This window comes from Streptosporangium sp. NPDC000095 (assembly GCF_042899335.1).
Taxonomy (GTDB): domain Bacteria; phylum Actinomycetota; class Actinomycetes; order Streptosporangiales; family Streptosporangiaceae; genus Streptosporangium.
In genome coordinates this window covers 39,361-63,318 of record NZ_JBIAZS010000030.1, presented here as the reverse complement: position 1 = coordinate 63,318, position 23,958 = coordinate 39,361, and the positions used below count along the sequence as shown (strand labels likewise).

General features: G+C 71.0%; 22 protein-coding genes. 7 read left to right on the top strand and 15 right to left on the bottom strand.

Annotated elements, in window-relative coordinates:
* Positions 1–266 precede the first annotated feature (266 nt).
* A complete protein-coding gene (locus ACFY3V_RS38110; RefSeq protein ID WP_389780180.1) occupies positions 267–878 on the top strand; it encodes a hypothetical protein in 612 nt (203 codons plus the stop codon).
* Positions 879–1,020: 142 nt separating this feature from the next.
* On the opposite strand, the gene ACFY3V_RS38105 is transcribed toward ACFY3V_RS38110, so the two are convergent.
* Positions 1,021–1,674, bottom strand: coding sequence for an ATP-binding protein (locus ACFY3V_RS38105; RefSeq protein WP_389780178.1), 654 nt, complete (start codon positions 1,672–1,674; stop codon positions 1,021–1,023).
* Between the two features lie 244 nt (positions 1,675–1,918).
* On the opposite strand from ACFY3V_RS38105, the gene ACFY3V_RS38100 reads away from it, so the two are divergent.
* Positions 1,919–2,212, top strand: coding sequence for a hypothetical protein (locus tag ACFY3V_RS38100; RefSeq protein ID WP_389780176.1), 294 nt, complete (start codon positions 1,919–1,921; stop codon positions 2,210–2,212).
* A 1-nt stretch (position 2,213) separates the two neighbouring features.
* Positions 2,214–3,590 (top strand): helix-turn-helix domain-containing protein, encoded by a 1,377-nt coding sequence (locus ACFY3V_RS38095; protein WP_389780174.1) that lies wholly within the window; start codon positions 2,214–2,216, stop codon positions 3,588–3,590.
* A gap of 85 nt (positions 3,591–3,675) precedes the next feature.
* Here ACFY3V_RS38095 and ACFY3V_RS38090 read toward each other — a convergent pair whose 3' ends face one another.
* The 3 genes from ACFY3V_RS38090 to ACFY3V_RS38080 all read right to left on the bottom strand — a co-directional run bounded on the left by ACFY3V_RS38090 (position 3,676) and on the right by ACFY3V_RS38080 (position 8,273).
* Positions 3,676–5,127, bottom strand: a complete 1,452-nt coding sequence (locus tag ACFY3V_RS38090) for an MFS transporter (RefSeq protein WP_389780172.1) — start codon at positions 5,125–5,127, stop codon at positions 3,676–3,678.
* A 337-nt stretch (positions 5,128–5,464) separates the two neighbouring features.
* Positions 5,465–7,069: a M4 family metallopeptidase gene (locus ACFY3V_RS38085; protein WP_389780170.1), complete on the bottom strand. Its 1,605-nt coding sequence runs from the start codon at positions 7,067–7,069 to the stop codon at positions 5,465–5,467.
* A 232-nt stretch (positions 7,070–7,301) separates the two neighbouring features.
* Positions 7,302–8,273 (bottom strand): GlxA family transcriptional regulator, encoded by a 972-nt coding sequence (locus tag ACFY3V_RS38080; RefSeq protein ID WP_389780168.1) that lies wholly within the window; start codon positions 8,271–8,273, stop codon positions 7,302–7,304.
* Between the two features lie 98 nt (positions 8,274–8,371).
* On the opposite strand from ACFY3V_RS38080, the gene ACFY3V_RS38075 reads away from it, so the two are divergent.
* Complete coding sequence (locus tag ACFY3V_RS38075; RefSeq protein ID WP_362906519.1) at positions 8,372–8,776, top strand: hypothetical protein; 405 nt, start codon at positions 8,372–8,374, stop codon at positions 8,774–8,776.
* Between the two features lie 37 nt (positions 8,777–8,813).
* Here ACFY3V_RS38075 and ACFY3V_RS38070 read toward each other — a convergent pair whose 3' ends face one another.
* The 11 genes from ACFY3V_RS38070 to ACFY3V_RS38020 all read right to left on the bottom strand — a co-directional run bounded on the left by ACFY3V_RS38070 (position 8,814) and on the right by ACFY3V_RS38020 (position 20,123).
* Positions 8,814–9,707, bottom strand: a complete 894-nt coding sequence (locus ACFY3V_RS38070) for a MurR/RpiR family transcriptional regulator (protein WP_362906517.1) — start codon at positions 9,705–9,707, stop codon at positions 8,814–8,816.
* A 126-nt stretch (positions 9,708–9,833) separates the two neighbouring features.
* Entirely contained in the window at positions 9,834–11,159 is a 1,326-nt protein-coding gene (locus ACFY3V_RS38065) for an ArgE/DapE family deacylase (protein ID WP_350948405.1), read from the bottom strand.
* Complete coding sequence (locus tag ACFY3V_RS38060) at positions 11,156–12,154, bottom strand: branched-chain amino acid ABC transporter permease (RefSeq protein ID WP_350948459.1); 999 nt, start codon at positions 12,152–12,154, stop codon at positions 11,156–11,158. The genes ACFY3V_RS38065 and ACFY3V_RS38060 overlap by 4 nt, the downstream gene beginning before the upstream one ends.
* 5 nt (positions 12,155–12,159) lie before the next feature.
* Positions 12,160–13,035: a branched-chain amino acid ABC transporter permease gene (locus ACFY3V_RS38055; RefSeq protein WP_350948406.1), complete on the bottom strand. Its 876-nt coding sequence runs from the start codon at positions 13,033–13,035 to the stop codon at positions 12,160–12,162.
* Entirely contained in the window at positions 13,022–13,753 is a 732-nt protein-coding gene (locus ACFY3V_RS38050) for an ABC transporter ATP-binding protein (protein ID WP_362906514.1), read from the bottom strand. The genes ACFY3V_RS38055 and ACFY3V_RS38050 overlap by 14 nt, the downstream gene beginning before the upstream one ends.
* A complete protein-coding gene (locus tag ACFY3V_RS38045) occupies positions 13,750–14,490 on the bottom strand; it encodes an ABC transporter ATP-binding protein (protein WP_350948408.1) in 741 nt (246 codons plus the stop codon). Before ACFY3V_RS38045 ends, ACFY3V_RS38050 begins: the two co-directional genes overlap by 4 nt.
* Entirely contained in the window at positions 14,487–15,302 is an 816-nt protein-coding gene (locus tag ACFY3V_RS38040; RefSeq protein WP_389780163.1) for an SDR family NAD(P)-dependent oxidoreductase, read from the bottom strand. The genes ACFY3V_RS38045 and ACFY3V_RS38040 overlap by 4 nt, the downstream gene beginning before the upstream one ends.
* 71 nt (positions 15,303–15,373) lie before the next feature.
* Positions 15,374–16,963, bottom strand: coding sequence for a gamma-glutamyltransferase family protein (locus ACFY3V_RS38035; RefSeq protein ID WP_389780161.1), 1,590 nt, complete (start codon positions 16,961–16,963; stop codon positions 15,374–15,376).
* Between the two features lie 28 nt (positions 16,964–16,991).
* Positions 16,992–17,837 carry a polysaccharide deacetylase gene (locus ACFY3V_RS38030; RefSeq protein WP_389780159.1) on the bottom strand — a complete coding sequence of 282 codons (846 nt, stop codon included), beginning with the start codon at positions 17,835–17,837 and terminating at the stop codon, positions 16,992–16,994.
* On the bottom strand, positions 17,834–19,141 hold the full coding sequence (locus ACFY3V_RS38025; protein WP_389780157.1) for an ABC transporter substrate-binding protein: 1,308 nt from the start codon (positions 19,139–19,141) through the stop codon (positions 17,834–17,836). Before ACFY3V_RS38025 ends, ACFY3V_RS38030 begins: the two co-directional genes overlap by 4 nt.
* 184 nt (positions 19,142–19,325) lie before the next feature.
* Positions 19,326–20,123 carry an SDR family NAD(P)-dependent oxidoreductase gene (locus ACFY3V_RS38020; protein WP_389780155.1) on the bottom strand — a complete coding sequence of 266 codons (798 nt, stop codon included), beginning with the start codon at positions 20,121–20,123 and terminating at the stop codon, positions 19,326–19,328.
* Between the two features lie 196 nt (positions 20,124–20,319).
* Between ACFY3V_RS38020 and ACFY3V_RS38015 the strand changes: the two genes are divergently transcribed.
* From ACFY3V_RS38015 to ACFY3V_RS38005, 3 genes are read left to right on the top strand one after another with little or no spacing between them, the layout of a single operon-like run.
* Positions 20,320–21,609: a glutamine synthetase family protein gene (locus ACFY3V_RS38015; protein ID WP_362906500.1), complete on the top strand. Its 1,290-nt coding sequence runs from the start codon at positions 20,320–20,322 to the stop codon at positions 21,607–21,609.
* Positions 21,599–22,771: an amidohydrolase family protein gene (locus ACFY3V_RS38010; protein WP_389780152.1), complete on the top strand. Its 1,173-nt coding sequence runs from the start codon at positions 21,599–21,601 to the stop codon at positions 22,769–22,771. The genes ACFY3V_RS38015 and ACFY3V_RS38010 overlap by 11 nt, the downstream gene beginning before the upstream one ends.
* Positions 22,768–23,955 carry a M20 family metallopeptidase gene (locus ACFY3V_RS38005; RefSeq protein WP_362906496.1) on the top strand — a complete coding sequence of 396 codons (1,188 nt, stop codon included), beginning with the start codon at positions 22,768–22,770 and terminating at the stop codon, positions 23,953–23,955. Before ACFY3V_RS38010 ends, ACFY3V_RS38005 begins: the two co-directional genes overlap by 4 nt.
* Positions 23,956–23,958 lie beyond the last annotated feature (3 nt).

Genomic DNA, 23,958 nt, shown 5'->3' with positions numbered 1-23,958 from the left:
GGCTGCTCTCGTTGTGCGGGATCGCTGTCACAAGGCCGCATCGATCAGCGGCGCATCAGCCCAGCTCAACTAACGAATGGCGGCTGCCGTACTAGACCGGGGAGAAGGTAGCAATGAAAAAGCGTGTCGGCGTTACCGCCCTACTGGTAGCCGCTCTGCTGCTCACCGGATGTGCGGTCCACGAGAACGAAAGAAAAGCGGCTGAGGCGTCGCCGAGTAATGGTCATGAGGGTGACATCGGGGAGTCGTCCCGAGGATCGCTGGACGTGTCCGTTCTGCGTGGATCCGAAGCGGACTATGATTTCTCACCCTCGCCGGAGGCTCTGGCCGGAAACCGCCCCATTGTGGCGGCCGGGGTGGTGGAAGGCTGGCAACAGGGGCCCATCCTGGAAAGTTACGAGGGCGGTCCTCTCGATTACCGCGTGGTGCTGAAGGTCAAGGTGACCGACGCGCTCAAAGGCGTGAAGGGGCGGGCGTCCATTCCCGCGAACCTGGTTTTCGTCGAGCTCGACCAGGGGGCGGTCATCCGGGATGACTCCCTCCCGCCCGAGGAGTGGAAGCCTGAGAGGTCGGTGCAGGACTTCGCGACGTCGATTCCGGCCGGGACGAAGGTCATGATCTTCCCGACGGAGAGGCCGGCGTACGAGCAGAAGGTTCTCGACGAGGGAGAGCGACTTCCGGCGGGTGCGCGTCTGATGAGCGTTCCACCGCAGGGCCTGGTCTTCGAGGACCCTCTCCTGGCCCAGCAGAAGTCGGGTCAGTCCGCACTCGTCGGTGGCAAGGAGCCGCTGGGAGTCGCCGGGCGATCACCGTGGCTGGAGCCGAAGAGTATGAGCGAGCTGGTCGACCGGCTGAGAAGCAAGGGATTCTCGGAGTAGACGAGTGGTCCGTCGGGTGTGGTCGGCAGGCTCTGGAGCCAGCCACACCCGACGGCATGCGCGGGGCTCCGTTCGCTTCGCGGGCGAGGCGAGGTCCGTTCTGATGAGCCGACCCCGTGCGAGGAAGCGAAACCCCCGGCCATCACAGAGGACGATCGGTGGCACGGATCGTGTTCGTCCCGGTGTCGAGGTCGTCCCCGGTACGGAGGGGCGAGAAGGGCGGACAGGCGCCCGAGCGGGTGGGCAGGGCGAAGGTGACGGCCTTGCCGGGGGTGCCGGTGGTGTGGGTCGTGGCGGGGTGGACGTGGCACCGGCCTTGGGAGAGCCGGTGGACCAGGAGCAGGCCGCGGCCGTTCTCGGTGAGCAGAGGCAGGCCGATCTCCTCCACCGAGTCCAGAAGGCCGAGGATGATGCGGACCTCGTGGAGGTCGGGGTCGCCGTCGACGACCTCACACCAGGTGGGGACGCCGTCCAGACTGAGGACGCGCAGCTCGTACGGGGGACGGGCGTGCCTCTCGGCGTTGGCGGCCAGTTCCGCCACCATGGTCTCCGCGTCGGAGACGGCCTCGTCGTCCAGACCGGCCTCCCTGAGCACCTCCCGGAGCACGGCGCGGGCGCGACGTGAGGCCGAGCCCGGCTGAAGGATCTTGACCAGTACGCGAATGTCACCGCCTCCCATCACGCCGGCGTGCTGTCCCATCAGGCCGCCGCCTCCTCGGTCGTGATCCGGGGGGAAGACCAGATCCTCGCCGGGGTGGTCCTGGGCACCGTGGGGGATGCCGCCGGATGGCCGCATGAGCACGCTCCGTTCGCTGTCGGTGACTGTGGACAGCAGGAAACGCGACGGGCGGAGTGGCGTGAAGATCGGGTGCTGCTCGTTTGCCGAGGCTCCGGGAACGGCGTGTCCAGCGTGGCAGGCCCCTGGTCGTTTCCCCAGTTCAGACGGTTATTCGACATCAAATCTGGCTCAAACCGAACCTGTGCGGATGTATGGGCAAGCCTGTTGCCGCAGCGGTGGTAACAGGCTTTGGCTGTGTCGAATGGAACGGGGTGAGCAGGTCAGGGTCACGGCTCGATGGTTCGACGGCTGGTGGGCGCTCGAGGTCGAAGGGCCAGGGCTGCGGTGTCCTGCGCATACCCAGGTGCGGCGCCTTGACCAGATCGAGGAGACGGTCCGCGACCTGTTGACGCTCCACTTCGACGCCGAGCTGGAATGCCGTCTTGCGTTCACCCGTGTGGGCTGGTCGGTTTCTGGTCGTTCTCCTTGGCGGGGTGGTGTGCGACGGCTCTCCTTCATCACAATGGGTAGTCATTCGGATACCGAAGGAGAGTGACATGGGTGGGTCGCGGAGTCGCAGGGCTCGTCCTGAGCTGGTCAGCGCGCGGGTGCAGCGGGGGATGAGCCAGGAGGCGGCGGCGGAGGCGCTCGGGGTGACGCCGACGACCTGGGCGCGCTGGGAGCGCGGAGAGCAGGGGGTGCGTGCCTGCTACCGGCCGCTGATCGCCGCCGTGTTCGGGGTCGAGGCGGTCGAGGTCGAGCGGTGGATAGACGGCTGGTCCTACGGGGAGACATCATCGTGGCCGATCGCGGGCTGTGACGACGACTCACCGGCGGCTACCGTGAAATCGGCCGCGCTTCTGTGGAGGTTGGAGATGGACCCGTCCCGGCGTCACCTACTGGCCTCGCTGCCGTTCGTGCCCGGAGCCCTGGGCGAGTGGCTGGTCTCCTGGAACTACGGCACCCCGACCGCGTCGGCCGCCCGGCTGGACGAGGGGCGAGAGGTGGGTCTCGCCGACGTGGCGCGGATCGTCGAGGCGCAGAAGGCGTTCGGCCAGATAGACCAGCGGTTCGGGGCCGGGCTGGTGCGCCCGGTGGTGGTCAAATACCTGCACGAGACGGTGGCGCCGCTGCTGCGGGGCCGCTACGACGAGCGGGTGGGCTCCGAGCTGATGGCGGCGGCGGCCGGGATGACCTGGCTGGCGGGCTGGACGGCCTTCGACCTGAACCGGCACGGCCAGGCCCAGCAGCACTTCGGCCAGGCGCTGCGGCTGGCCAAGAACGCCGACGACCCGCTGACCGGCGCCTGGGTGTTGGCGACGCTGACCTTGCAGGCCATTCACCTGGAGCAGGGGGCCTGGGCCGTATGGCTGGGCAGAGCTGCCGTCGACACCGCCCGCCGGGCGCAGGCACCCCCTCGTGTCATGGCCGTGATGCTGGCCAGGGAGGCCAGGGCGACGGCCTTGCAGACCAAACCGGCTGAAAGCCACGATCGACACAGCGCCAAGCAGGTCGAGCGACTGCTCGTCGAAGTCGAGCGCGCCTATGCCCAAGGAGCCACTGACCGTGATCCGGAGTGGGTCCGAAAGTACGACGAGGTGGAGTTGAACGGACAGGCAGGCGGGTGCTGGCGGCTTCTGGGTGACTATGCGCGGGCGGCGGCTTGCGCGGAAGCGGCGGTGACCGAATTCAGTGAGCGCCTTCCTCGATCCGCCCAGATCAACCGGCTTAGTGCCGCCGGGGCGTATCTGGGGATGGGCGAGCTGGACCAAGCCCTTGCCTGCGCGCGGGCCGCCATCCCGGCGACCAAGACGCTGACCTCCGCTCGCACAGTAGAGCGTCTTCAGCGGTTCGCCGGACAGCTTGAGCCGTACGAGGACAGCGTGATGGTCCGAGAGTTCCGGGATCACCTGAACAGCGAGCTGGCCGCCTGACCAGGCGCGAGCTTGGGAGTGTCATTCGTGAGTGGCGAATCGTTTCGCATCCCGCCTGAGGAGTTGTGCCCCCGGTGACGGGCGCTCAGGTGTGGGAGGGGCGGCGGGAGGCGATCACGTCGGTGATGGCCACGACCAGCGCGACCAGTACGAAGGCGATGGTGACCAGCAGCGCGTGCCGGAACGCCGTCGCGTAGTCGCCGTCCGAGGAGGCGACCTCGGAGAGGAACACCGAGCCGATCGCCGCGATGCCGACGGCGGCGCCGATGCGCTGCCCGGTCTGGAGCACGCCTCCGGCCGTGCCCGCCTCGGGGACCGGCACCTCCGACAGGGTCAGCGTCTGGTTCGGGGAGATCACCAGGCCGCTGCCCAGGCCGGCGAGGAGCAGCGGGACCGCGGTGGCCCAGGCCACGTGGGGGCCGGGGACGAGTTCCACCGCGAGCGCGGTGACGGCGAGGGAGACCGCGACCGTCACCAGTCCGGCCACCACCAGCGGGCGGCCGAGCCGGGTGACGAACCTGCCGCTGAACAGGGAGGTCACGGCTGAGCCCGCCGCGAACGGCGTGGTCGCCAGTCCTGCCTCCAGGGCCGAGTAGCCCAGGCCGTTCTGCAGGTACAGGGTGAGGATGAAGAAGATCGCGGTGAAGCCCGCGAAGTAGAGCGCCCCGAGCAGGGCGCCGAGCGCGTACGAGCGCCTGCGGAACAGGGACAGGTCGACGACCGGCTGGTGGTGCCGCCCGTACCGGCGTTCCCAGGCCACGAAGGCCGCGAGCAGGGCGAGCCCGGCGAGCAGGGCCGGCCACCTGGCCGAGGCGCCCCACTCCTGGCCCTCGACGAGTGGCAGGAGAACCAGCAGGACACTGGCGGCGAGCAGCAGCACGCCCACCGGGTCCATGGTCTGCCGGGGGCGAGACTCCTTGGCGGCGGGTCCGATGTAGCGGTAGGCCAGGAGGACGGCGAGGATGCCGATCGGCACGTTGACGTAGAAGACGAGGCGCCAGCCGTCGGTGTAGCCGCCGAGGTTGATGAGCACCCCGCCGAGCAGCGGGCCGATCGCGGTCGAGATGCCGATGACGGTGCCCAGCATCCCGAACGCCCTGCCTCGCTCCGCTCCCCGGAAGAGCTGCTGGATCAGCCCGCTGACCTGCGGATTGATCACTCCGCCCGCGATCCCCTGCACGAGTCTCGCGACGACCAGCAAGGTCGGGTTCTGGGCGAGCCCGGCCGCCGCGCTCGCCACGGTGAACAGTACGACGCCGAAGACGAACGCGTTGCGCCGGCCGTGCGTGTCGCCGAACCGCCCGGCGGGGACGAGCACCAGCCCGAAGGTGAGCGCGTACCCGGAGACCACCCACTGCAGGGTGCTCTGCGGGGCCTCCAGCCCGGCACGGATGGAGGGCAGCGCCACGTTGACGATGCTGACGTCCAGCAGGGTCATGAAACCGGCGACGAGGCAGACGGTGAGCGCCTTCCAGCGGCGCGGATCGGCTCCCTCACGATGCCTGGGGGACGTCGTCCTGTCGGGGCCGGTGCTCATCCGGTCGTGTGGGGGAGCGGTGCCCCTGCCCGTGATCGGCTGAGGATCGTCATGACCGCCCCGTTCCCCGTCTTCGGTCGAGTTTTCCACCTTTTAGCAGGGCGTATGTACCCTTTGTAGCCTTTCCAATCATGGTTCGCGCCCCGGAGCGTGATCCGGCCCTCGCGGGTGTGCCCGCGAGGGCCGGGGGAGAGTTCTCATACCGGTGTGATTCCCCGGTCATCACGGATGTGCCCACGAGGGCCGGGGAAGGTCCTCACGCCAAGGTGATTCCCTGGTCGGCGCGGGTGTGCCCGTGAGGGCCGGAGGTCACCGTCGGCGCGGGGAGCACCTCACGTCACGGGCACGACACCTCACTGCTCGTGGCCGGGACGTTCACCGCGGTCCAGGCGGCCTTGACCGCGTTCACCTCGGTGCAGCCGCCCGGGTAGAGCGACTTGGCGGCCGCCACGGTGGCGAGGCGCGCCTTGGCGTGCGTCCACGGGGAGGTCTTGGTGTTCAGTCCGGCCTGGAAGATCCGGCCGGCCTTCTGGATGCCGATGCCCGTCAGGGTCGTCGGACCCGAGCAGACGGTGCTGGCGGGCTTGCCCACCGGGTTGGTGCCCTCGGCGAGCAGGTAGAACCAGTGGTTCTGCGGGCCCGCCGCCGCGTGGACCGCGGTGGAGGGGATGGAGGAGCTGTAGCAGTTCGGGTGTCCCTTGGCCGAGGGGTTGTACATGTTGCGGATCTCGCCCGAGCCGGTCAGGTTGACCTCCTCGCCCACCAGGTAGTCCGGCGGGTCGAGGGAGGCGGGCTGGTTGGCGTAGTGCTCGGTCAGCGCGCCGAAGATGTCACCGGTCGACTCGTTCAGGCCACCGGCCTCGTTGCCGCTGCCCCCGCTGCCACCGGAGTACTGGAAGATGCCGTGGCCGTACTCGTGGCCGACCACGTCCATCGGGGTGGCCTGCCGGGTGTTCGCCGAGTTGCGCCCGAAGCTGGTGTAGCTGCCGTTCCAGTAGGCGTTGACGGCGCTCAGGCCGACCCGGGCCGGGAAGGCGCCGCCCGAGCCGGTGAACCCGTTGCGGCCCAGCCAGGCGCTGAGCATGTTCCATTCCGTCTGGGCCGCGTACAACGCGTCGACGCAGGCGGTCTCCAGGTTGGTGCCCGAGCCGTTGCCCCAGGAGTCGTCGGTCCCGGTGTAGGCCGAACCGTTCTGGCCGCCGCAGCGCAGGCCGGGCCGGGTGGTGTCGGTCATCGAGTACGAGCTGCCCGAGCCCGAGGTCTGGATGGTCACCGGGTTGCCGTTGTAGTAGCTGTTGCCGGTTCCGGCGTGCACGTCGTCGTAGGAGTCGAAGACCGATCCGTCGAGGGCGTCCACGAAGACGTGCAGGACGCTCGGAGCCTCGGCGGTGGCGCCGGTGACGACCACCTCCCAGGCCAGTCTGGGCGTCGTGGTGGTGGCGTGCACGAGCAGCTTGGGCGCGGTCGCGCTCTCCACGACGGGCAGCTGCGCGCGGGCGGTGGCGGTCGCCGTGGCGGCGTCCACCTTGCTCGTGACGTCGATCGTGATCCTGGACTGCTGGCCCGAGCTCACGGACCCGACGAGCTCTCCGGCCCGGTCGGTGGAGACGATCACCTCACCGCCGTAGACCGGCAGCCCGCGGTAGGTGCGCGCGTAGGTGAGGTACTGCAGGCCGTACGCACCGGCGATGTTCCTGGTGAGGGTGAACTTCTCGTTCTGTCCCTTGAGGACGGCTTCCGACCTGGCGGCGAGGGTCGCGTTGGCGGTGGTGACCGCGCGGTTGCGAGCTTCCGCGTCCGGCGGCGCGTACACCGGCGGCTCGGCGGACACGGTGCGGGCTGCGGCGGCGTCCGCCGGGGTGGCGGCGTTCACCGCCGTGGGGGTGGTCATGGCGGCGACGACCAGTACGGCCACGGCGCCAAGCTTGACCTTCGGATTCACGCGGGTGATTCCTCTCGATGTCCCTTGGGGGGTAGGAGGGATGCAAGGAGCCCTAAGAAGTCCGGGCTCCCTTAAGGTGGCACCGAGATGGGTGGCTGAATACCTCGCAAAGTTCCATAACGTCGTGATATGGGCTGATACGCGTACGAGAGCGGACCGGCTGGGGCGCTCTCACCTGCGCGGACGCCACTCCGCCGCCACATGGGGAACGGCCGCCCGCGTTTGGAGCGCGTCAGGACCGTGTGGTGGATGTCGCCGTGGACCGGTATCGCGAGGGCGGAACCCCGTACCGGTCGACGAACGCCTGACGCAGGGTCTCGGTCGTCCCGAACCCACAGCGGATCGCCACGCCGGTCATCGGCAGAGAGGTCGAGGTCAGGAGGTACGCGGCGGCCTCGGTGCGGGCCTGCCGCACGAACCGTCCCGGTGTCTGGCCGAGATGTTCCAGGAACAGCCTGGTCAGATGCCGCTCGCTCACCCCCGCGCCGTGCGCCAGCGCGACCGTGGTCAGGTCGGCGCCCAGGTGTGTCGTGACGTACTCGGCAACCTGTCTGACCAGGTTGTTCTCGGGCGAGGGCGAGGCGGTGAACATGCTCATCTGTGCCTGGTCACCCGGACGCTGAAGGTAGGTCACCAGGCCGCGTGCCACTCGCCGCGCCAGCTCGGCGCCGTGATCCTCCTCGACGAAGGCGAGGGTGAGGTCCAGGGCGCTGGTGACCCCGGCCGCCGTGTAGGTGTCACCGTCACGAATGAAGATCGGGGCGGGGTCGACGGCGACCTTCGGGTGACGGGCGGCGAGGGCCTTCGCCGACTGCCAGTGGGTGGTGGCGCGCCGCCCGTCGAGCAGGCCCGCGGCGGCCAGCACGGCGGCGCCCGTGCACACCGACGCGACGCGGCGGCTCTCCCGCGCCAGGCGACGGACATGAGCGAGGATCGACCGGTTGCCGGCCGCCGCCTCGTGTCCGATGCCTCCCGACACGACGAGCGTGTCGAGTGGCCCGACGGTCCGTTCGAGCGCCTCCTGAGCCTGGAGTGTCAGGCCGGTACCGCAGGTGATGGGACTTCCCCCGGGAGTGGCCAGGCGCACGTGGTAGGCGGGAGCGGCACCCTGCAGGTTCGCGTTCTCCAGGGTCGTGGTCACACAGGCGATGTCGAGCAACTCCGCCGCGTCGTACCCGATGACGGCGACACGGCGTTCGACCATGAGGGGACCCTATGCCAGAAAGGACAGGAGTCCCAGATTTCCGGACCTGTTCGACCGTCTTCCTTGGTGCGTGATCGGTGCGGCGACAGAGTTGGGCCATGACACAGACAGCACCGCCCGCCCGCCGATGGGGCCGCTTCGCCTGGCACTACGTTGAGATGATCATCGCGATGTTCGTCGGGATGGTCGTTCTCGGAATGCTCCTGTCCGCGGTGGGACTCGGCTTCTCCCACGACCGGCAGCCCGAGCTCGCCTACCTGTTGATGGCGTTCGACATGTCCGTCGGCATGGCCGCCTGGATGCGTTACCGGGGCCATGGCTGGGCCTCCACCCTGGAGATGTGCGCCGCCATGTTCGTCCCCGTCGTACCGCTCTTCCCGCTGCTCTGGCTGGGGTTCATCGACGGCGGGTCGCTCATGACGATCGCCCACGTGGCGATGTTCCCGCTGATGCTGGCCGTCATGTTCCGGCGCCTCGACGAGTACGCGGGTTGCGTGTCCTGAGGTCTCGCGGCCGGCCTCCGGCGGAGGCCGCCATCGGTTACGCGTTCGCCGCGCGCTGCGGCCCGTCGCCCTCGTCACGCAGCACGTCGTCGGCCATCTGGTCGTACTCGGCCACCCGGCTCCTGCCCGCCTCGCCGAGCTGCTCGACCACGGCGGCGACCAGCGTTTCGAGCAGCGCCACCGCCGGGGTCAGCGAGTCGAACGGCGAGGGCGAGCGGACCTGGGCGGGCAGTACGACGTCCGCCACCGCGGCGGCGGGCGACAGCCACGGGTCGGTCAGCAACACGATCTTCACGTTGCGCGCCGCCGCGGCGCGGGCGAAGGCGATCGTCTCGCGCTGGTAGCGCCGGTAGTCGAAGAGCACCAGCACGTCGCGGCGGCCCATGTCGAGCAGGTGGGCGGCGTGGTCGGCGGTGGACCCGGTGATGTAGGTCGCGTTGGGCCGCAACTGGTGCAGGTGGGCGATGAGGTACTGGGCCAGGATGGTGCTGAACCGGCCCCCGGCCGCCGAGATGCGGCGGCCGGGGTCGGCGAGCAGTTCCGCGGCCTTGACCAGCTCCCCCTCGGGAAGCTGGTCGAAGGTCATGGCGGTGGCGTCCAGCAGCACCCGGCGGGACCGGCTCAGCACCCTGCCGGTGTCCTCCTCGGCGCTGCCGTACTGGGCCAGGGGAGAGGAGTAGCGCTGCTGGGTCTCACGCTTGAGCGCCTGCTGCAACTCCGGATAGCCCTCGAAACCCAGCCGGTAGGCCAGCCTCAGCACGGTGGCCGGACTGGTCTGGGCCTGGCTCGCGACGGTCGCCAGCGGCTCCAGGCCGGCGGTCGGGTAGCCGGCGAGCAGGGTGCGGGCGACCCGCTGCTCCGCACGGGGCAGCTTGGGCAGCACATCGCGGAGCTGGGCCGCGACGGTGCGCGGCTCAGGGGTGCCGGACATGGTGCCTCCTCCGAAACGGCCGCCGGCTCGCGCGGCACGTCGGCAGGTAGGGATCATGCCACGAACCGTGCGAAATGAGAACGTCGCCCCCGGATCGCGCACCGACCGCCCGGGGCCGGCTACCGCTCACCGCTCATCCGCGAGCCCGCACCAGTCGATCGCGGTCAGCGCGTAGGTCTTCGCCGACTGCACCAGCTGGGCGATCTCCACGTACTCGTTCTCCGCGTGCGCGGTGTACCCGACACCGGGGCCGTACACCAGGCCGCCGATGCCCTTGCGGTCCATCCAGGTCAGGTCGCACACGCCCATGAAGCCGGTGGTGAGCGGCGGCTGCCCGCCGGTCGCCGTGGTGTGCGCGCCGACCAGTGCCGCGCTCAGCGGGGCGTCGTCGGGCAGCGAGTACGGCGGCCAGAGCAGCTTCCACTCGAACACCGGCGGATGCTCGCGCAGCCACGGGTCGGTGCGGCAGGCGTCCATCACCCGGGACTCGATCTCGGCCATGACCTCCTCGTTGGACCGGTCGGGGTGGTGGTAGACGCAGTACTCCACGACCAGCTCGTCGGCGAGGAAGAAGGGCACCAGGATGCCCGAGGGGTTGGCCCGCAGCACACCGGGCAGCAGGTTGAAGTAGCCGGGCGGGAAGAGCGGGTGCCGGTTGTGCCGGGCCCAGTCGTCCTCCAGGGCGCGCAACGCCTGGTAGACCACCCAGAACTTGTCGACGGTGTTGACGCCGAGCGCGTCGCCCTCCAGCGTCGGGTGCACGGTCATGCCCCGCAGCCCGGAGTGCGCGGTCTTGCCCTCCAGGGAGACGCTGAACCAGAGCAGGCCCGGCGTCACCGGCACCGACGCGGGCAGGGTGCCGGCCTGTCCGGACGGCTCGCAGACGATGGCCGCGTCCGCGCCGAACCCGGCCTCCAGCACCGCGGTGGTGCCGGCCTCGTGGTCGCCGACCTCCTCGCCGACGACGCCCTGCAGGACCAGGTCGCCGGCGAGGCGCACGCCGGCCCCGCGCAGAGCGAGGGCCGCGTAGGCCGCGGCGACCAGACCGCCCTTCATGTCCGTCGCGCCGCGCCCGATCACCGCGTCGTCGGTGACCTGGGCGCGGAACGGGTCGCCGCGCCACCGGTCGAGGCGGCCCGGCGGCACCACGTCGACGTGCCCGTTGAGCAGCAGCGACCGGCCGCCACCGGCGCCGGAGACGACACCGCAGGCGTTGTCGCGGCCACGCTCCACGGTGACCTTGGTGACCTCGGCCCCGGCCTCGGCGTACAGGTCGCCGAGCAGCGCGCTCACGTCGCCCTCCGCCCCGACGATCTTGTCGTACTCCTGGCCGGGGTAGCGCGGGTTCACGCTGGGGATGGCGATCGCGTCGGCCAGGCTGGAGACCATCCGCTCGGCGAGCAGGTCGACCTGCTCCAGCACCCGGCGGGTCACGTCGTGTTCGGCGGTCATGCGGTCTCCTTCGAGGTGGTGGGAAGTGGTTCCTGAGCGGGGGTACGGGGCCGCCGCAGCGAGGCGAGGACGGAGTTCGTGATGCCGGCCAGGCCCTTGGGGGCGATCCAGAGCACCACGAGGATCAGCATGGCGATCGCCATGTCGCGCCAGGCCCCGGCGTCCTGCAGCACGTCGGAGACGAGGGTGACGACCACGGCGCCGGCGATCGGCCCGTAGACGCTGCCGCTGCCGCCCAGGAAGATCATGCTGAGCAGCAGGGTCAGGTAGCCGAAGCCGAAGACGTCGGTGCTGACCACGCCGTTGAGGAAGGCGTTGAAGCTGCCCGCCACCCCGGCCACGGCCGCGCCGACCATGAAGACGATCAGGTGCTGGCGCACCCGGGAGACGCCCCGGCTGGTGGCGAGCGCCTCGTTGTCGCGCAGTGCCAGCAGCGACATGCCCAGGGTCGAGCGGGTCAGCACCCGGACCAGCACGGTTACCGCGAACAGCAGCGCTGCACCGAGGAAGTAGTAGCCGATCCGGCCGTCGGCCCGCAGGTTGACGTCGCCCAGGCTGAGCCGGGGGATGCCGACGATGCCGTTGGATCCACCGGTCAGACCCGCCTGCCCGAGCACCAGGTAGATGCAGAGCTGGGAGAAGACGTACGTGGCCAGGCCCACGTAGATGCCGCGCAGCCGCAGCACCGGCAGGAACGCCACCAGCGAGGCGATCAGGGCCGACAGCCCCGAGATCGGCAGGGCGAGCCACGGGTCGATGCCGGTGCGGGTGGCCAGGATGCCCGTGGTGTAGGCGCCGATGCCGAAGAACCCGATCTGGGCGAAGTTGAAGATGCCGGCGAAACCGAGGGTGAGGTTCCAGCTCATGGCGAGCACGCCGTACATCGTGAAGAGGATGAGCAGCAGCCGGGAGTGCGGGTCGGTGAAGACCATCGGCAGGGCCACCAGGACCGCCGCGTAGACCGGCCAGCCGGCCCAGGAGCGCAGGTTGGTCATGGCGTTCACGCGCTCCTCACCTTGGTCCGCAGCAGTCCCTCGGGTTTGACCAGCATGATCACGATCATCGCGAGGAAGACCAGGACCGGGCTCCAGGAGAGCCCGAAGTAGTAGGTGGTGACGGCTTCGAGCAGGCCGATGGCGTACGCGCCGGCGATGGTGCCCGCCAGGCTGCCGGCCCCGCCGAAGGCGAGCACCACGAAGGCCCGCAGCAGCGGGTCGCCGCCCATGCCCGGGGAGATGAACTGCATGCTGCCGAGCAGCGCCCCGGCCACGGTGGCCAGGCCGATCGCGACCACGACCACGAAGACGTAGACCCGGCGCGGTGCGATGCCGAGCAGCTGGGCGTGCTCGCGGTTCTGTTCCAGCGCCCGTACGGTCAGCCCGATGCCGGTGCGTTTGAGCACCAGGGCGAGCAGGCCCACCAGCAGCGGGGCGAGCAGGATCGTGACGAGCTGGCTGCCCTGGGCGACCGCCCCGGCGACCTCGACGCGCGCGCCGCCGAACGGCGGGAGCTGCTTGATCTCCGGACCCCAGATCAGCTGGGCGCCGCTCTGCAGCAGCATCGTGGCCGCCAGCGTGGCGACCATCACCAGCATGTCGCCTCCTGGCCGCCGGATGAACGGGCTGACCAGTAGGAACTCGTAGGCCAGTCCGATCAGCGCCATCGCCGCCACGGCGCCGAGCAGCGCCACCGCGACCGGTAGCCCGGTCGAGTCCAGCAGCGTCCAGGTCAGGTAGGCGCCGAACATCATCAGCGCGCCGTGCCCGAAGTTGAAGACCCGCAGCGTGGACCAGATCAGCGTCAGCCCCGCCGCCATGAGCATGTAGAGGCCGCCGAGGACGAGCGTGCTCGTCACGATGACACTAATGCCGTCCATCGGCGGTTCCTCCCAGGAAGAGCGACATCATCTCGTCGCGGCTGCGGCTGCCGTCCGAGGCGCCGCTGTCCACCACGTCGCCGTGCAGGACGACGTGGTAGCGGTCGGTCAGGTCGAGCACCAGGTCCATGTCGCCGTCGATCAGGACGACCGACGAGACCTCGGCCCGGACCCGCACGATGCACTCGCTCAGTTCGTGCTTGACCTTCGGTGACAGGCCCAGCGTGGGTTCGTCGAGGATCAGCAGCGTGGGCCGGGCCATTAGGCCCATGCCGAGGCTGGCCATCTGGCGTTCCCCGCCGCTGAGCGTGCCGGTGAGCTGCCGGCGCCGTTCCTTGAGCTTGGGAAAGACGGAGAACACCCGCTCGATCCCGTCCCGCCAGGTCGAGGAGTGCCCGCTGGAGGACGCGGATAGCCGCAGGGCCTCCTCCACGGTGAGCTGCGGGAACAGCCGTGAGCCCTGCGGCACGTGGACGAGACCGCGCCTGACCAGGCTGCCGGGGGACTCGCCCCTGGTGTCGCGTCCGGCGAAGGCGATCGTGCCGGAGGTGGCCCGGTGCAGGTTGGAGACGCAGCGCAGCAGTGTGGTCTTGCCGTGGCCGTTCGGCCCCAGCAGCCCGACCGCCTCGTTCTCTCCGACGCGCAGCGAGATGCCGCGCAACACCTTCGCCTGGCCGTAGCCGGCGGTGAGGTTCTCCACGGTCAGCAGATCGCTCATCGCGCGGCCCCCGGTCCCAGGTAGGCTTCGACGACCCTCGGGTCGGACAGCACCTCGGCGGGCCGGCCGGTCACGATGATCCGGCCGCTGTCGAGGACCGCCATCCGGTCGGCGAGCGCCTCCAGCACCGAGAGCACGTGCTCGATGATCACCATGGTGACGCCCGTGCCGCGCACACCGGCCAGTAGCCGGATCAGCGCGTCCTGGTCGGCCGGGTCGAGGCCGGCCGCGGGCTCGTCGAGCAGCAGCACCGAAGGGCCGCTGACCAGCGCACCGGCGATCATCAGGCGCTTGCGGTCGATCAGCGAGAGTCCGTCGGCCGGGCGGTTCGGATCGCCGCCGAGTTCCACCGCGTCCAGCGCCTCCCGGCACCGGGCGGGGGCCCAGCGCCTGGCCTTGCCCGCGCCGCCGTACGCCGAGCCGATGCGGACGTTCTCCAGCACGCTCAGCGACTCGAAGACGGCCTCGGTCTGGAAGGTGCGCTTGAGACCGGCCTTGGCGATCCAGCGCGGCGAGCGGTTCTGGATCTCGTGGCCGTCGAAGATCACCTTTCCGGAGTCGGGGCGGATCGGGATGCCGGTGAGCAGGTTGAACAGCGTGCTCTTGCCCGCGCCGTTGGGGCCGGCCAGGCCGAAGACCTCGTCGCGCCGCACCGACATCGAGACGCCGTCGACAGCCCGCAGGCTGCCGAACGACTTGCCGACCTCGTGCGCGGCGAGGATGACCTGAGCGTTCACGACGCGGCCCGCCCCGGTCCGCGCCAGTCACCCTGGGCGAGGAAACCGCCGTCGACCGGGAGCAGCACGCCGCTGACGAACGAGGCGTCCGGGGCGACCAGGAAGGCGACCGCCCCGGCGATCTCGTCCGGGGAGCACTGCCGCCCGGCCGGCTGGCGGGCCGCCGCGGCCTCGCGCTGCCGCAGGGACTCCGCGGCCGCCTCGGCGTCGAGCAGGCTCCGCGAGTCGCCCATGTCGTTGTCGACGTAGCCGGGCAGCACGGCGTTGACCCGGATTCCCAGCGGGCCGCCCTCGACGGCGAGCTGCCGGGTCAGGTTGGCGATGGCGCCCTTGGCCGCGGAGTAGGCGGGGAAGGCCGGCAGGCCGGTGACCCCGAAGATGGACGACAGGTTGACCATGGCGCCCGTACCGCTCGCGGCCAGCAGCGGGAACGCCGCCCTGGCGCACAGGAACGTCCCGGTGACGTTGACGTCCATCACCCTTCGCCACTCGGAGACCGGCACACCGGTGACGCCGCCGCCGCTCTCGGCGACGCCGGCGTTGTTGACCAGGATGTCCAGGCCGCCGAACTCGTCCGAGACCCGCGCGAACAGCGCCTCGACGCCGCCCTCGTCGGACACGTCCGCCTCCTGGAACACACACGCGGGACCGTCCCCCGGCAGCTCCGCGGCGGTACGCGTCCCGCGTTCCACGTCGACGTCTGCGATCATGACCTGCGCCCCCTCCGCGCGCAGGCGGTGCGCGATGGCCGCGCCGATCCCGCCCGCCGCGCCTGTGACCAGGGCCCGTCGCCCGGTCAGAGTGCTCGCCATCGCGATATCTCCCTCAATCCGCTGGTAATCGTGGTGTCGGTGGGCCGGGTGGCCGGCTCGGCCGGCCTGTCTCATCCGCCGGGCAGACCCACCCCGTACGGCTTCATCCGGTCGACGCCGGGGGACCAGGCCCCGCCGCCGCGCCGCGCGATGCCGTTGGGCCGGGCGAAGTGCCAGGTGGTGGGCTCCTCGGCGACGACGAGGACGTCGAACCCGGCGGCGGAGAGGTCGGCCGAGGCCCCCGCGTCGCGCGGGTCCAGCCAGACGCGGTCGCCCTCGGCGTGGATCCTCGGCGCCGAGATCGCCTCCTGGAGGTCCGCGCCGTCACGCCAGCGGGCGGCGATCTGGGCGACGGCGGAGATGATCCGCCGCCCGCCCGAGGCGCCGAGCGTCGCCTCGGCGTTCCCGGGGCCGGTCAGTACGACGGGACTGACCGCGCTGAGCCCGGCCGCGCCCGGAGCGACACTGGTCACCCGGCCGGGACGGGGGTCGAAGTACATCATCCCGTCGTTCAGCACGATGCCGGTCTCCGGCTCCACCATGCGGGAGCCGAACAGGTCGAGCACCGTCTGGGTGAGCGAGACCGTCATGCCCTGGTCGTCGACCGCCGACATGTGCGAGGTGCATCCCGCCCTGGCGGAGCCGCCGGGAGGCGCGGGTGGCTGGTTCCGGCCCGCGATCCAGCGGGCCACCGTCTCGTCGGCGTACTCGGGGGAGGTGAGCCGGGCCCAGGGCGCGGGACTCTCCGATGAGGTGGTGACCTCACGCAGCCGGTCCTCGAACGCGTGGGACAGCACCCGTGCCCACAGCCGGGCCCCCGGATCCAGCCCGCGCCGCCGGGCGGCCTCGACCAGTTGCAGCGCCTCGATCACCGAGATCACCCCGGTGGCGTGCGGGCCGTACAGCCGTATCGGGCCGATCTCGACGGGAAGGACCTCGGACTCGTCGACGGTGTACCCGGCGAAGTCCTCCGCCGTCAGCAGCCCGCCGGCCTCGGTGACCGTCGTGGCGATCGCGTGGGCGGCCCGGCCCAGGTAGAACGCGTCGGGGCCGCCGGCGCCGATCTCACGGAGCACCCGGGCCAGCCGGGGTTGGACGAGCGGGTCGCCCGGCCCCTGGGACGGGCCGCGCAACGGCAGGCCGTCGGGCAGGAAGAGGTCGGCGGAGGAGGGGAAGGCCCGCAGCGTCCGGGCCTCGGCGCAGATCGCCGAGGAGGCGAACCAGTTGGTCTCGTGTCCGGCCTCGGCCAGTTCGATCGCCGGGGCGAGCACCTGGGGCAGCGGCAGACGGCCGAACCTGGCGTGCGCCCGGCACAGTGCGGCGACCGCTCCGGGGACGCCCACCGACAGCGGGCCGACGATGTTCGCGTCGTCGCGCACGGCCGGCCAGTTGTACAGGCCGGTGCCGGTCGCGGACGGCGTCAGCGGGAACATCCGCGGGTGCGCCAGGCCCGGGGCCCGGATCGGGCCGCACACGACGGTCGCGGCCGGGGTGTCCGGCTCGCGCACCACCAGCCACGCGCCGCCGCCGAGCCCGCTCATGTAGGGCTCGACCACTCCGGTGGCGAAGGCGGTGGCGACCGCCGCGTCCACGGCGCTGCCGCCGGCGCGCAGCATCGACGCCCCCGCGCGCGCCGCCCTCGGGTCGGGCGCGGTGACCATCCCGCCGGCTCCCCGGGCGGGGCCCGGCTCAGCCCTGCCAGGCATCGGCGATCTCGCTCAGCGTCGCGAACCAGACGTCGCCCGTCGCCAGCATCCGGTCGATCAGCGCCTCCAGGACGAGCAGGTGGTGGGCTCGGCCGATGGTCTGCGGGTGCATGGTGAGCACGTAGACCGCACCGGGCACCCGCTGGTGGGCGTAGTCGAAGATGGTGTTCCAGCGGTCTTCCATGTCGCGGTGGGAACCCAGCGGGGAGACCCCGGCGACGTACTCCACCGAGGGCCAGTCGTCGAGATACCACGACACGGGGATCTCCACGATCCGGCTCTCCGGGCCGAACTCGCTGGCCGACTCGTAGTTCACCGTGACCCGCCGGGGCCGGTAGGGCTCGAACTCCCGGCCCATCAGCGAGCTGTCCCAGTCGAAGCCGAACTCCTCCAGCAGGCCCAGCGTGCTCTCGGAGAAGTCCCAGGCGGGCGAGCGGTAGCCACGGGGGCGGCGCCCGACGACCTGCTCGTGCTGGCGCAGCGCGACCTCCATGAGCCGGCGCTCCTCGTCGGGCCCCAGGTCGGGCACGACCTCGTGGTAGCAGCCGTGCGCGGCGATCTCGTGCCCGGCCGCCAGGATCTGCTCGATGCGGTGCGGGAAGGTCACCAGGTCGTGGCCCGGGGTGGCCCAGGTCGCCGGCAGGTCGTTGCGGCCGAGCAGTTCCAGCAGCCGGGGCACCCCCTGCTCGGCGCCGAAGTCGCCACGCGAGAGGTAGGACGGCGAGGTGCGGCCCAGGGTGCCCATCCAGGGGGAGTGGGCGTCGAAGTCGAAGGTGAGCGCCACGGCCATCCGCTTGCCCGGCGGCAGCGCCAGGGGAGCCGAGGTCACTTGTCCATCCACGGCGGGAGCCGGAAGGAGCCCGACTTGTACTTCTCCGGGGCGATCAGCGTCCGCTTCTCGTCCTGGAACTGGAAGGACTGCAGCGGCACGTAGTCGTCGCCCTGCTTGGCCAGGTGGGTGGCCTGGTCGAACGCGATCCGCCCGGAGGCCCGCTCGCTGTCGCTCTTGCCGATGGCGGCGCCGATCGCCAGTGCGTCGTCGGGGTCACCGACCTCGCGCAGCGCGTCGGCGTAGATCATGGTCTCCACGTACGTCATCACGCCCTGCGGGTCGACGTCGTCGGTCCCGTACTCGGCCTTCCAGTCCTTCTGCAACTGCGCGGCCGGCTCGTAGTCGGGTGAGGGCACCATGCCCGCGAGGTTGTTGAACAGCACACCCTCGGCCTGCTGCTTGGTCAGCTCGAAGAACTGGGGCTGGTTGGGGCCGTACTGCATGAAGAGCAGGGAGTTGGTGGGCTTCTGCAGGAACTGCTGCAGGAAGCTGGCCTCGTTGGAGACCTGGTAGTCGGTGTTGACGATGAAGTCGGGGTCGGCGGAGCGGATCTTCCCGAGGACCGTGCCCCAGTCGTTGACAGTGCCGAACGGCACCTTCTCCTGGCCGGCGATGGTCCAGCCCTTGGCCTCGAACTGCTTGACCAGGCCGTCGGCGATGCTCTCGCTGTAGGGGTTGTCGGAGCGGACGATGAACGCGGACTTGCCGCGCGGCTTCCACAGCCCCTGCTCGGCCCAGGACTCGGCCAGGTCGACAGGCTCGGTGCCGTAGGCGTCGTAGTTGGGGGTGATCGACCAGACGGTGGGGTACTTCGCCGGGTCCTTCTCGATGATCTCCTGGGTCTGCGCGGTGTTGCCGCCGATCAGGTAGACCTTCTCCGCCGCGGCGAACTCGTCGATCTCGAAGTTGGACGTGGAGGCGTAGCCGGTGACGACCGCCTTCACCGACTCGTCGTCGGTGAGGGTCTGCACGCCCTTGGTCACCGCGTCGTTGGACTGGCTCTGCACGTCCGCGACCTTGAGCTTGAAGGTGTATCCGTTGACGCCGCCGGCCTCGTTGAGCTGCTTGACGGCGAGCTCGGCCCCCTGCTTCATGCCCAGGCCGTCGGATGCCAGAGCTCCGGTCAGCGGGGCGAGCAGGCCGATCTGGATCTCCTTCGTGCCGGCCTCACCGCCGTTCTCCGCCGCTGAGGTGGAGGTGGACGAGGAGCACGCGGTGAGCGCCGCCAGGGCGCCCGTCACCGCGACGGCGGTGATCGCCCGGACTGGCGTCCGGGGACGGAGGAAGGGGGAACGGGCCACGGTGAAGCCTCTCTGCGTCTGCTGGACGAGGGGACGAACGCGTGCGAGACATGCCTGCTTTGCACCGTTCTGTCAGTTTCGACGATTGAAACGTACGTTGCATACTGCGGCAAAGACTAGGGCTGTAAAAGATTTGTTACTTAAACTCGATCCGTCCCGCCGCTCTGATCTCGTAAAACGTGGATCAGTTCGGCGGCAGGGCCGTCCCGGCCAGGAAGCCTCCGTCCACGTCGAGAACACTCCCCGTGATGAAGGAGGAGTCCGGATCGGCGAGGAACAGGCACGCCCGGGCGATCTCCGCCGGGGTGCCCATGCGGTGCACCGGCTGCCCGGCGACCAGCGTCGTCACGTACTCGGCCGAGAGCGCCAGGGTGGCCGGGACCTCGATCAGTCCGGGGGCGACGGCGTTGACGGTGATCCCCGACGGCGCGAACTCCAGCGCCAGGACCCTGGTGAGCATCTCCACCGCCGCCTTGGACGAGCAGTAGTGGGCGGCGCCCACCCGGGCCGAGCGGGCCGCGCCCGAGGAGACGTTGACGATCCGGCGCCCGCCCCCGAGGGCACCGGAGGTGCGGGCGAAGGCCTGCGAGGTCAGCATCACGCCGCGGACGTTGACGGCGAACACCTCGTCCCACTCCGCGGCGGTCATGTCGAGGACCGGGGTGTTCGGATAGACCCCGGCGCAGTTGACCAGCACGTCCACCCCGCCGTGCCGGGTGGTCGCGTGCTCGAAGGCGGCGGTCACCGACCCGGGGTCGCGCACGTCCAGGCGCACCGCCGAGACCGGCGCGGGCGATGCGACCGAGGTGGCGGCGAGTTCCGCGGCGAACCGCTCCGTGCGCGTCTCGTCGAGGTCGGCGACGACGACCGTCGCCCCGGCGTCGTGGAAGGCGTCGGCGATGCCCCGGCCGATGCCCTGGGCTCCGCCGGTGACCAGGACGACCGTTCCGTCGAGCCTGCCGGGAGAGGAGTCGTCCGTCATGGGATGCCTTCCGGTGATGCCGGGCGGGAGCGGCCTCCTGCCGACTCGACACATGTGACCTGGCCGTTTCTTCCGGGCTGCCGGGTAACACGCATGCTAAGTTTCATTCCGTCGCCTTGACCATACATGTGAATCGTATGTTTCACTTAGGGCGGCCGGGACGCGAGGTGCGGACCGGACTGGGAGGAGAGAGCCGATGACGACAGGGACCGCCTTCGTGGCGACCTGTGACCTCGCGGCCCAGGTGCGCGGCCGGGCGACCCCGGCGGCGCGGCTGGAGCAGACGTTGCGCACCGGGGTGGGATGGGTCCCCGCCAACCTGGCGCTGACCTGTTTCGGCCAGCTGGTCGACGACAACGTCTTCGGCTCGGTGGGCGACCTGAGGCTGCTTCCCGACCCCGCGACGGCCGTCGACCTGCCGGACGACGGCCCGGTGCCGGGCACCCGGCTCTACCTCGCCGACCAGGTCGGCCTGGACGGCAGCCCCTGGCCCGGCTGCCCGCGTGGCTTCCTCGCCCGCGCGCTGGAGGACCTGAAGGAGATCGCGGGCCTGGAGATCAACGTCTCCTTCGAGCACGAGTTCATGCTCGGCGGCCAGGCGGAGGCGCCGCCCTTCTCCTTCCAGCGCCTGCGCGGCGTCGAGCCGTTCGGCACCGACCTGGTCGCGCTGCTGGAGAAGGCCGGGCTGGAACCGGAGAGCTGGCTTCCCGAGTACGGGGACGGCCAGTTCGAGATCACCCTGCGTCCCGCCCCCGGCATGGTCGCCGCCGACCGGGCGGTCCTGCTGCGCGAACTCGTCCGCGACCTCGCCCGCAGACGCGGGCACCCGGTCACCTTCGTCCCGCTGGCCGACCCCGCGGGCGTCGGCAACGGCGTCCATGTGCACTTCTCGCTCCGCGAGGCCGGTGGCGCCCCGGTGATGTTCGACGCCGAAGCCCCCGGCAGGCTCTCCTCGACCGCGGCCAGGTTCGCGGCCGGGATCCTGCGACACGCCGGCGCGGTGGTGGCCGTCACGGCTCCCAGCGTCGGCTCCCACCTCAGGCTCACTCCGCACCGGTGGAGCGCCGGCGGGGTCTTCCTCGCCGAGCGCAACCGCGAGGCGCTGCTGCGCATCGCGCCGACCGTCGAGATCGGGAACGCCGACCCCGCGGACCAGCTCCACCTGGAGTATCGGGCCGCGGACGCCACCGCCAACCCGTGGCTGGTGCTCGGTGTCCTGATCCGCGCGGGCCTCGCGGGACTGGCCGGTGCCGAGGACGCCCGGGTGTGGCCGGAGAGCTCGGCCGAGGCCGACCTGGCGGGAGAGCCCGCGCTTCCCGGTTCCCTGCCCGAGGCGCTCGCCGCGCTGGAGGCCGACGAGGTCGCCCGCGGCTGGTTCCCCCACGAACTGCTGCACACCTTCCTCGCCGTGCGCCGGGGCGAACTGGCCCACGTCGCGGGACTGCCCGACCACGAGCTCTGCCGGAAGGTCGCCGATGTCTACTGAGAGCTCCCCGGCGGGCGCGGTCGGCGGTCTGGAGGGCGTGCTCGCCACCCTGCCCCTGGTCGACCACCATGTGCACGGAGCCTCCTCGGGAGACCTCGGCCGCGGTGAGTTCGAGACGCTGGTGACCGAGTCCGACCGGCCGATCCCGGCGTTCATGACCCAGTTCGACTCCCAGCTCGGCTTCGCGATCCGCCGCTGGTGCGCGCCGGTCCTCGACCTGCCCGCCCACGCCGCACCGGAGGACTACCTGGCGCGCCGCACCGAACTCGGCGCCGCCGAGGTGAACCGGCGGCTGCTGGCCGCCAGCGGTATCGGCCGCTTCCTGCTGGAGACCGGTTACCGGGGCGACGACGTCCTGGACCCGGCCGGGATGGCGCGGGCGTCGGGGCGGCCCGCGCACGAGGTGGTCCGTATCGAGCGGGTGCTGGAGCAGGTGGCGGCCTCGGGGGTCTCGGCCGCGGAGCTGCCGGGCCGGTTCCGTGAGGAACTCCAGCGCCGCACCGCCGACGCCGTCGGTCTCAAGAGCATCGTCGCCTATCGGCACGGCTTCGCCTTCGATCCGGCGCCGCCCGGGGAGCGGGAGGTCGCCCTCGCGGCGGACCGCTGGCTGTCCGCCGGTGAGGAGAGCGGCCACTGGCGGGTGGACGACCCGGTGCTGCTCCGCTTCGGGCTCTGGGCGGGGGTGGAGCGCGGGCTGCCGCTGCAACTACACGCCGGTTACGGGGACCCCGACGTGGAACTGCACATGTGCGACCCGTTGCTGCTCACCCGCTGGCTGAAGCTCGTCGAGCCGCACGGCGTGGACGTCCTGCTGCTGCACTGCTACCCCTACCATCGCAACGCCGGTTATCTCGCGCAGGTATTCCCGCACGTCTACTTCGACGTCGGTCTCGGCGTCAACTACACCGGCAGCCGGTCGGACGCGCTGATCGCCGAGTCACTGGAACTCGCGCCGTTCGCCAAGATTCTGTTCTCGTCGGACGCCTGGGGCCCCGCGGAGCTGCACATGCTGGGAGCCCACCTGTTCCGCCGCGGACTCGGCCGGGCGCTGCGCGGATGGGTCGACGCCGGCGAGTGGGCCGAGGAGGAGGCGGTCCGGGTGGCCACCATGATCGGTGTCGGCAACGCCCTGCGCGTCTACGGTCTGGAACCGGCCGAATGATCGAGTCTGTCGCCCGCGGCCCGGCCGCCGGTTCCGTCGCGGCCAGGCTCCGGTCGGCGCTGGAGCGGCGGCTGCCCGCCGCGACGGAGCTGCGCCGCCGGCTGCACGCACTCCCCGACCTGTCGGGGGAGGAGGGGCCGACCCGCGACCTGATCCTGGCCGAGCTGCCGGGACACCCGGTGGACGCGGTGGCCGGTACGGGCGCGCTGGTGCGCGTCGGCGGTCCCGGGCCCGCGGTCGCCGTGCGGGCCGAACTCGACGCGCTCGCGGTCACCGAACGGACCGGCGTCGACTGGGCGTCCACGAGGCCGGGCCGCATGCACGCCTGCGGGCACGACGTGCACCTCGCCGCCCTGGTGGCGCTCTGCCACGCGGTCGCTGAGACCGTCGGCACGCCCCCGCTGATCGCGATGCTCCAGCCACGCGAGGAGACCTATCCCTCCGGCGCCCACGACATCGCCCGGTCGCCGGCACTGGCGGAACACCGGATCACCGCCGTCATCGGCGCGCACGTCCAGCCCACCCTGCCGCGCGGCGAGGTCGCGGCCACCCCCGGTACGGTGAACGCCGCCGCCGACGAGTTCACGGTCGTGGTCAGGGGCCGCGGCGGGCACGCCGCCTACCCGCACCTGACCAGGGATCCGGTACTCGCGCTCGCCCACGTCGTCGTCGCCCTGCAACAGGTGGTCAGCCGTGACGTCGACCCGACCAACTCGGCGGTCCTCGGCGTCTCCACACTGGCGGCCGGCAGCGCGGCCAACGTCGTCCCCGACGAGGCCACGGCCGGCGGTACGGTCAGGGCGCTGAGCGAGCACATCCGCGACCAGGTGCACACCCGGCTGGAGGAGGTCGCGGACCTGGTCGCGCGGGCCCACGGCTGCGAGGCCAAGGTGAGCATCACCCGGGGCGAGCCGGTCCTGCACAACGACCCCGGGCTCGCCACCCGCGCCGGTGCCCATCTGGCCCACCTCGGCCTCACGCTCTCGCGGCCGCTGCTCTCCTTCGGCGCCGACGACTTCTCCTACCTCTCCGCCATGCTGCCCGGCCTGATGATGTTCGTCGGGGTCGGTGACGGCACGGACGTGCGCATGCACAGCGCCGGCTTCCTGCCCGGCGACGGCGCGGTGCGCGATGTCGCGCTGGCCATGCTGGCGGGATACCTCGCGGCGGCGGAGACGACGTAGTCG

Excerpts from the sequence above, each read along its gene's own strand:
- ACFY3V_RS38040 (WP_389780163.1), bottom strand. The coding sequence starts at position 15,302 with ATGGCGAGCACTCTGACCGGGCGACGGGCCCTGGTCACAGGCGCGGCG.
- ACFY3V_RS38100 (WP_389780176.1), top strand. The coding sequence starts at position 1,919 with ATGGAACGGGGTGAGCAGGTCAGGGTCACGGCTCGATGGTTCGACGGC.
- ACFY3V_RS38035 (WP_389780161.1), bottom strand. The coding sequence starts at position 16,963 with ATGGTCACCGCGCCCGACCCGAGGGCGGCGCGCGCGGGGGCGTCGATG.
- ACFY3V_RS38060 (WP_350948459.1), bottom strand. The coding sequence starts at position 12,154 with ATGACCAACCTGCGCTCCTGGGCCGGCTGGCCGGTCTACGCGGCGGTC.
- ACFY3V_RS38075 (WP_362906519.1), top strand. The coding sequence starts at position 8,372 with ATGACACAGACAGCACCGCCCGCCCGCCGATGGGGCCGCTTCGCCTGG.
- ACFY3V_RS38090 (WP_389780172.1), bottom strand. The coding sequence starts at position 5,127 with ATGAGCACCGGCCCCGACAGGACGACGTCCCCCAGGCATCGTGAGGGA.
- ACFY3V_RS38095 (WP_389780174.1), top strand. The coding sequence starts at position 2,214 with ATGGGTGGGTCGCGGAGTCGCAGGGCTCGTCCTGAGCTGGTCAGCGCG.
- ACFY3V_RS38050 (WP_362906514.1), bottom strand. The coding sequence starts at position 13,753 with ATGAGCGATCTGCTGACCGTGGAGAACCTCACCGCCGGCTACGGCCAG.
- ACFY3V_RS38020 (WP_389780155.1), bottom strand. The coding sequence starts at position 20,123 with ATGACGGACGACTCCTCTCCCGGCAGGCTCGACGGAACGGTCGTCCTG.
- ACFY3V_RS38055 (WP_350948406.1), bottom strand. The coding sequence starts at position 13,035 with ATGGACGGCATTAGTGTCATCGTGACGAGCACGCTCGTCCTCGGCGGC.
- ACFY3V_RS38010 (WP_389780152.1), top strand. The coding sequence starts at position 21,599 with ATGTCTACTGAGAGCTCCCCGGCGGGCGCGGTCGGCGGTCTGGAGGGC.
- ACFY3V_RS38105 (WP_389780178.1), bottom strand. The coding sequence starts at position 1,674 with ATGCGGCCATCCGGCGGCATCCCCCACGGTGCCCAGGACCACCCCGGC.
- ACFY3V_RS38080 (WP_389780168.1), bottom strand. The coding sequence starts at position 8,273 with ATGGTCGAACGCCGTGTCGCCGTCATCGGGTACGACGCGGCGGAGTTG.
- ACFY3V_RS38005 (WP_362906496.1), top strand. The coding sequence starts at position 22,768 with ATGATCGAGTCTGTCGCCCGCGGCCCGGCCGCCGGTTCCGTCGCGGCC.
- ACFY3V_RS38065 (WP_350948405.1), bottom strand. The coding sequence starts at position 11,159 with ATGACCGCCGAACACGACGTGACCCGCCGGGTGCTGGAGCAGGTCGAC.
- ACFY3V_RS38015 (WP_362906500.1), top strand. The coding sequence starts at position 20,320 with ATGACGACAGGGACCGCCTTCGTGGCGACCTGTGACCTCGCGGCCCAG.
- ACFY3V_RS38070 (WP_362906517.1), bottom strand. The coding sequence starts at position 9,707 with ATGTCCGGCACCCCTGAGCCGCGCACCGTCGCGGCCCAGCTCCGCGAT.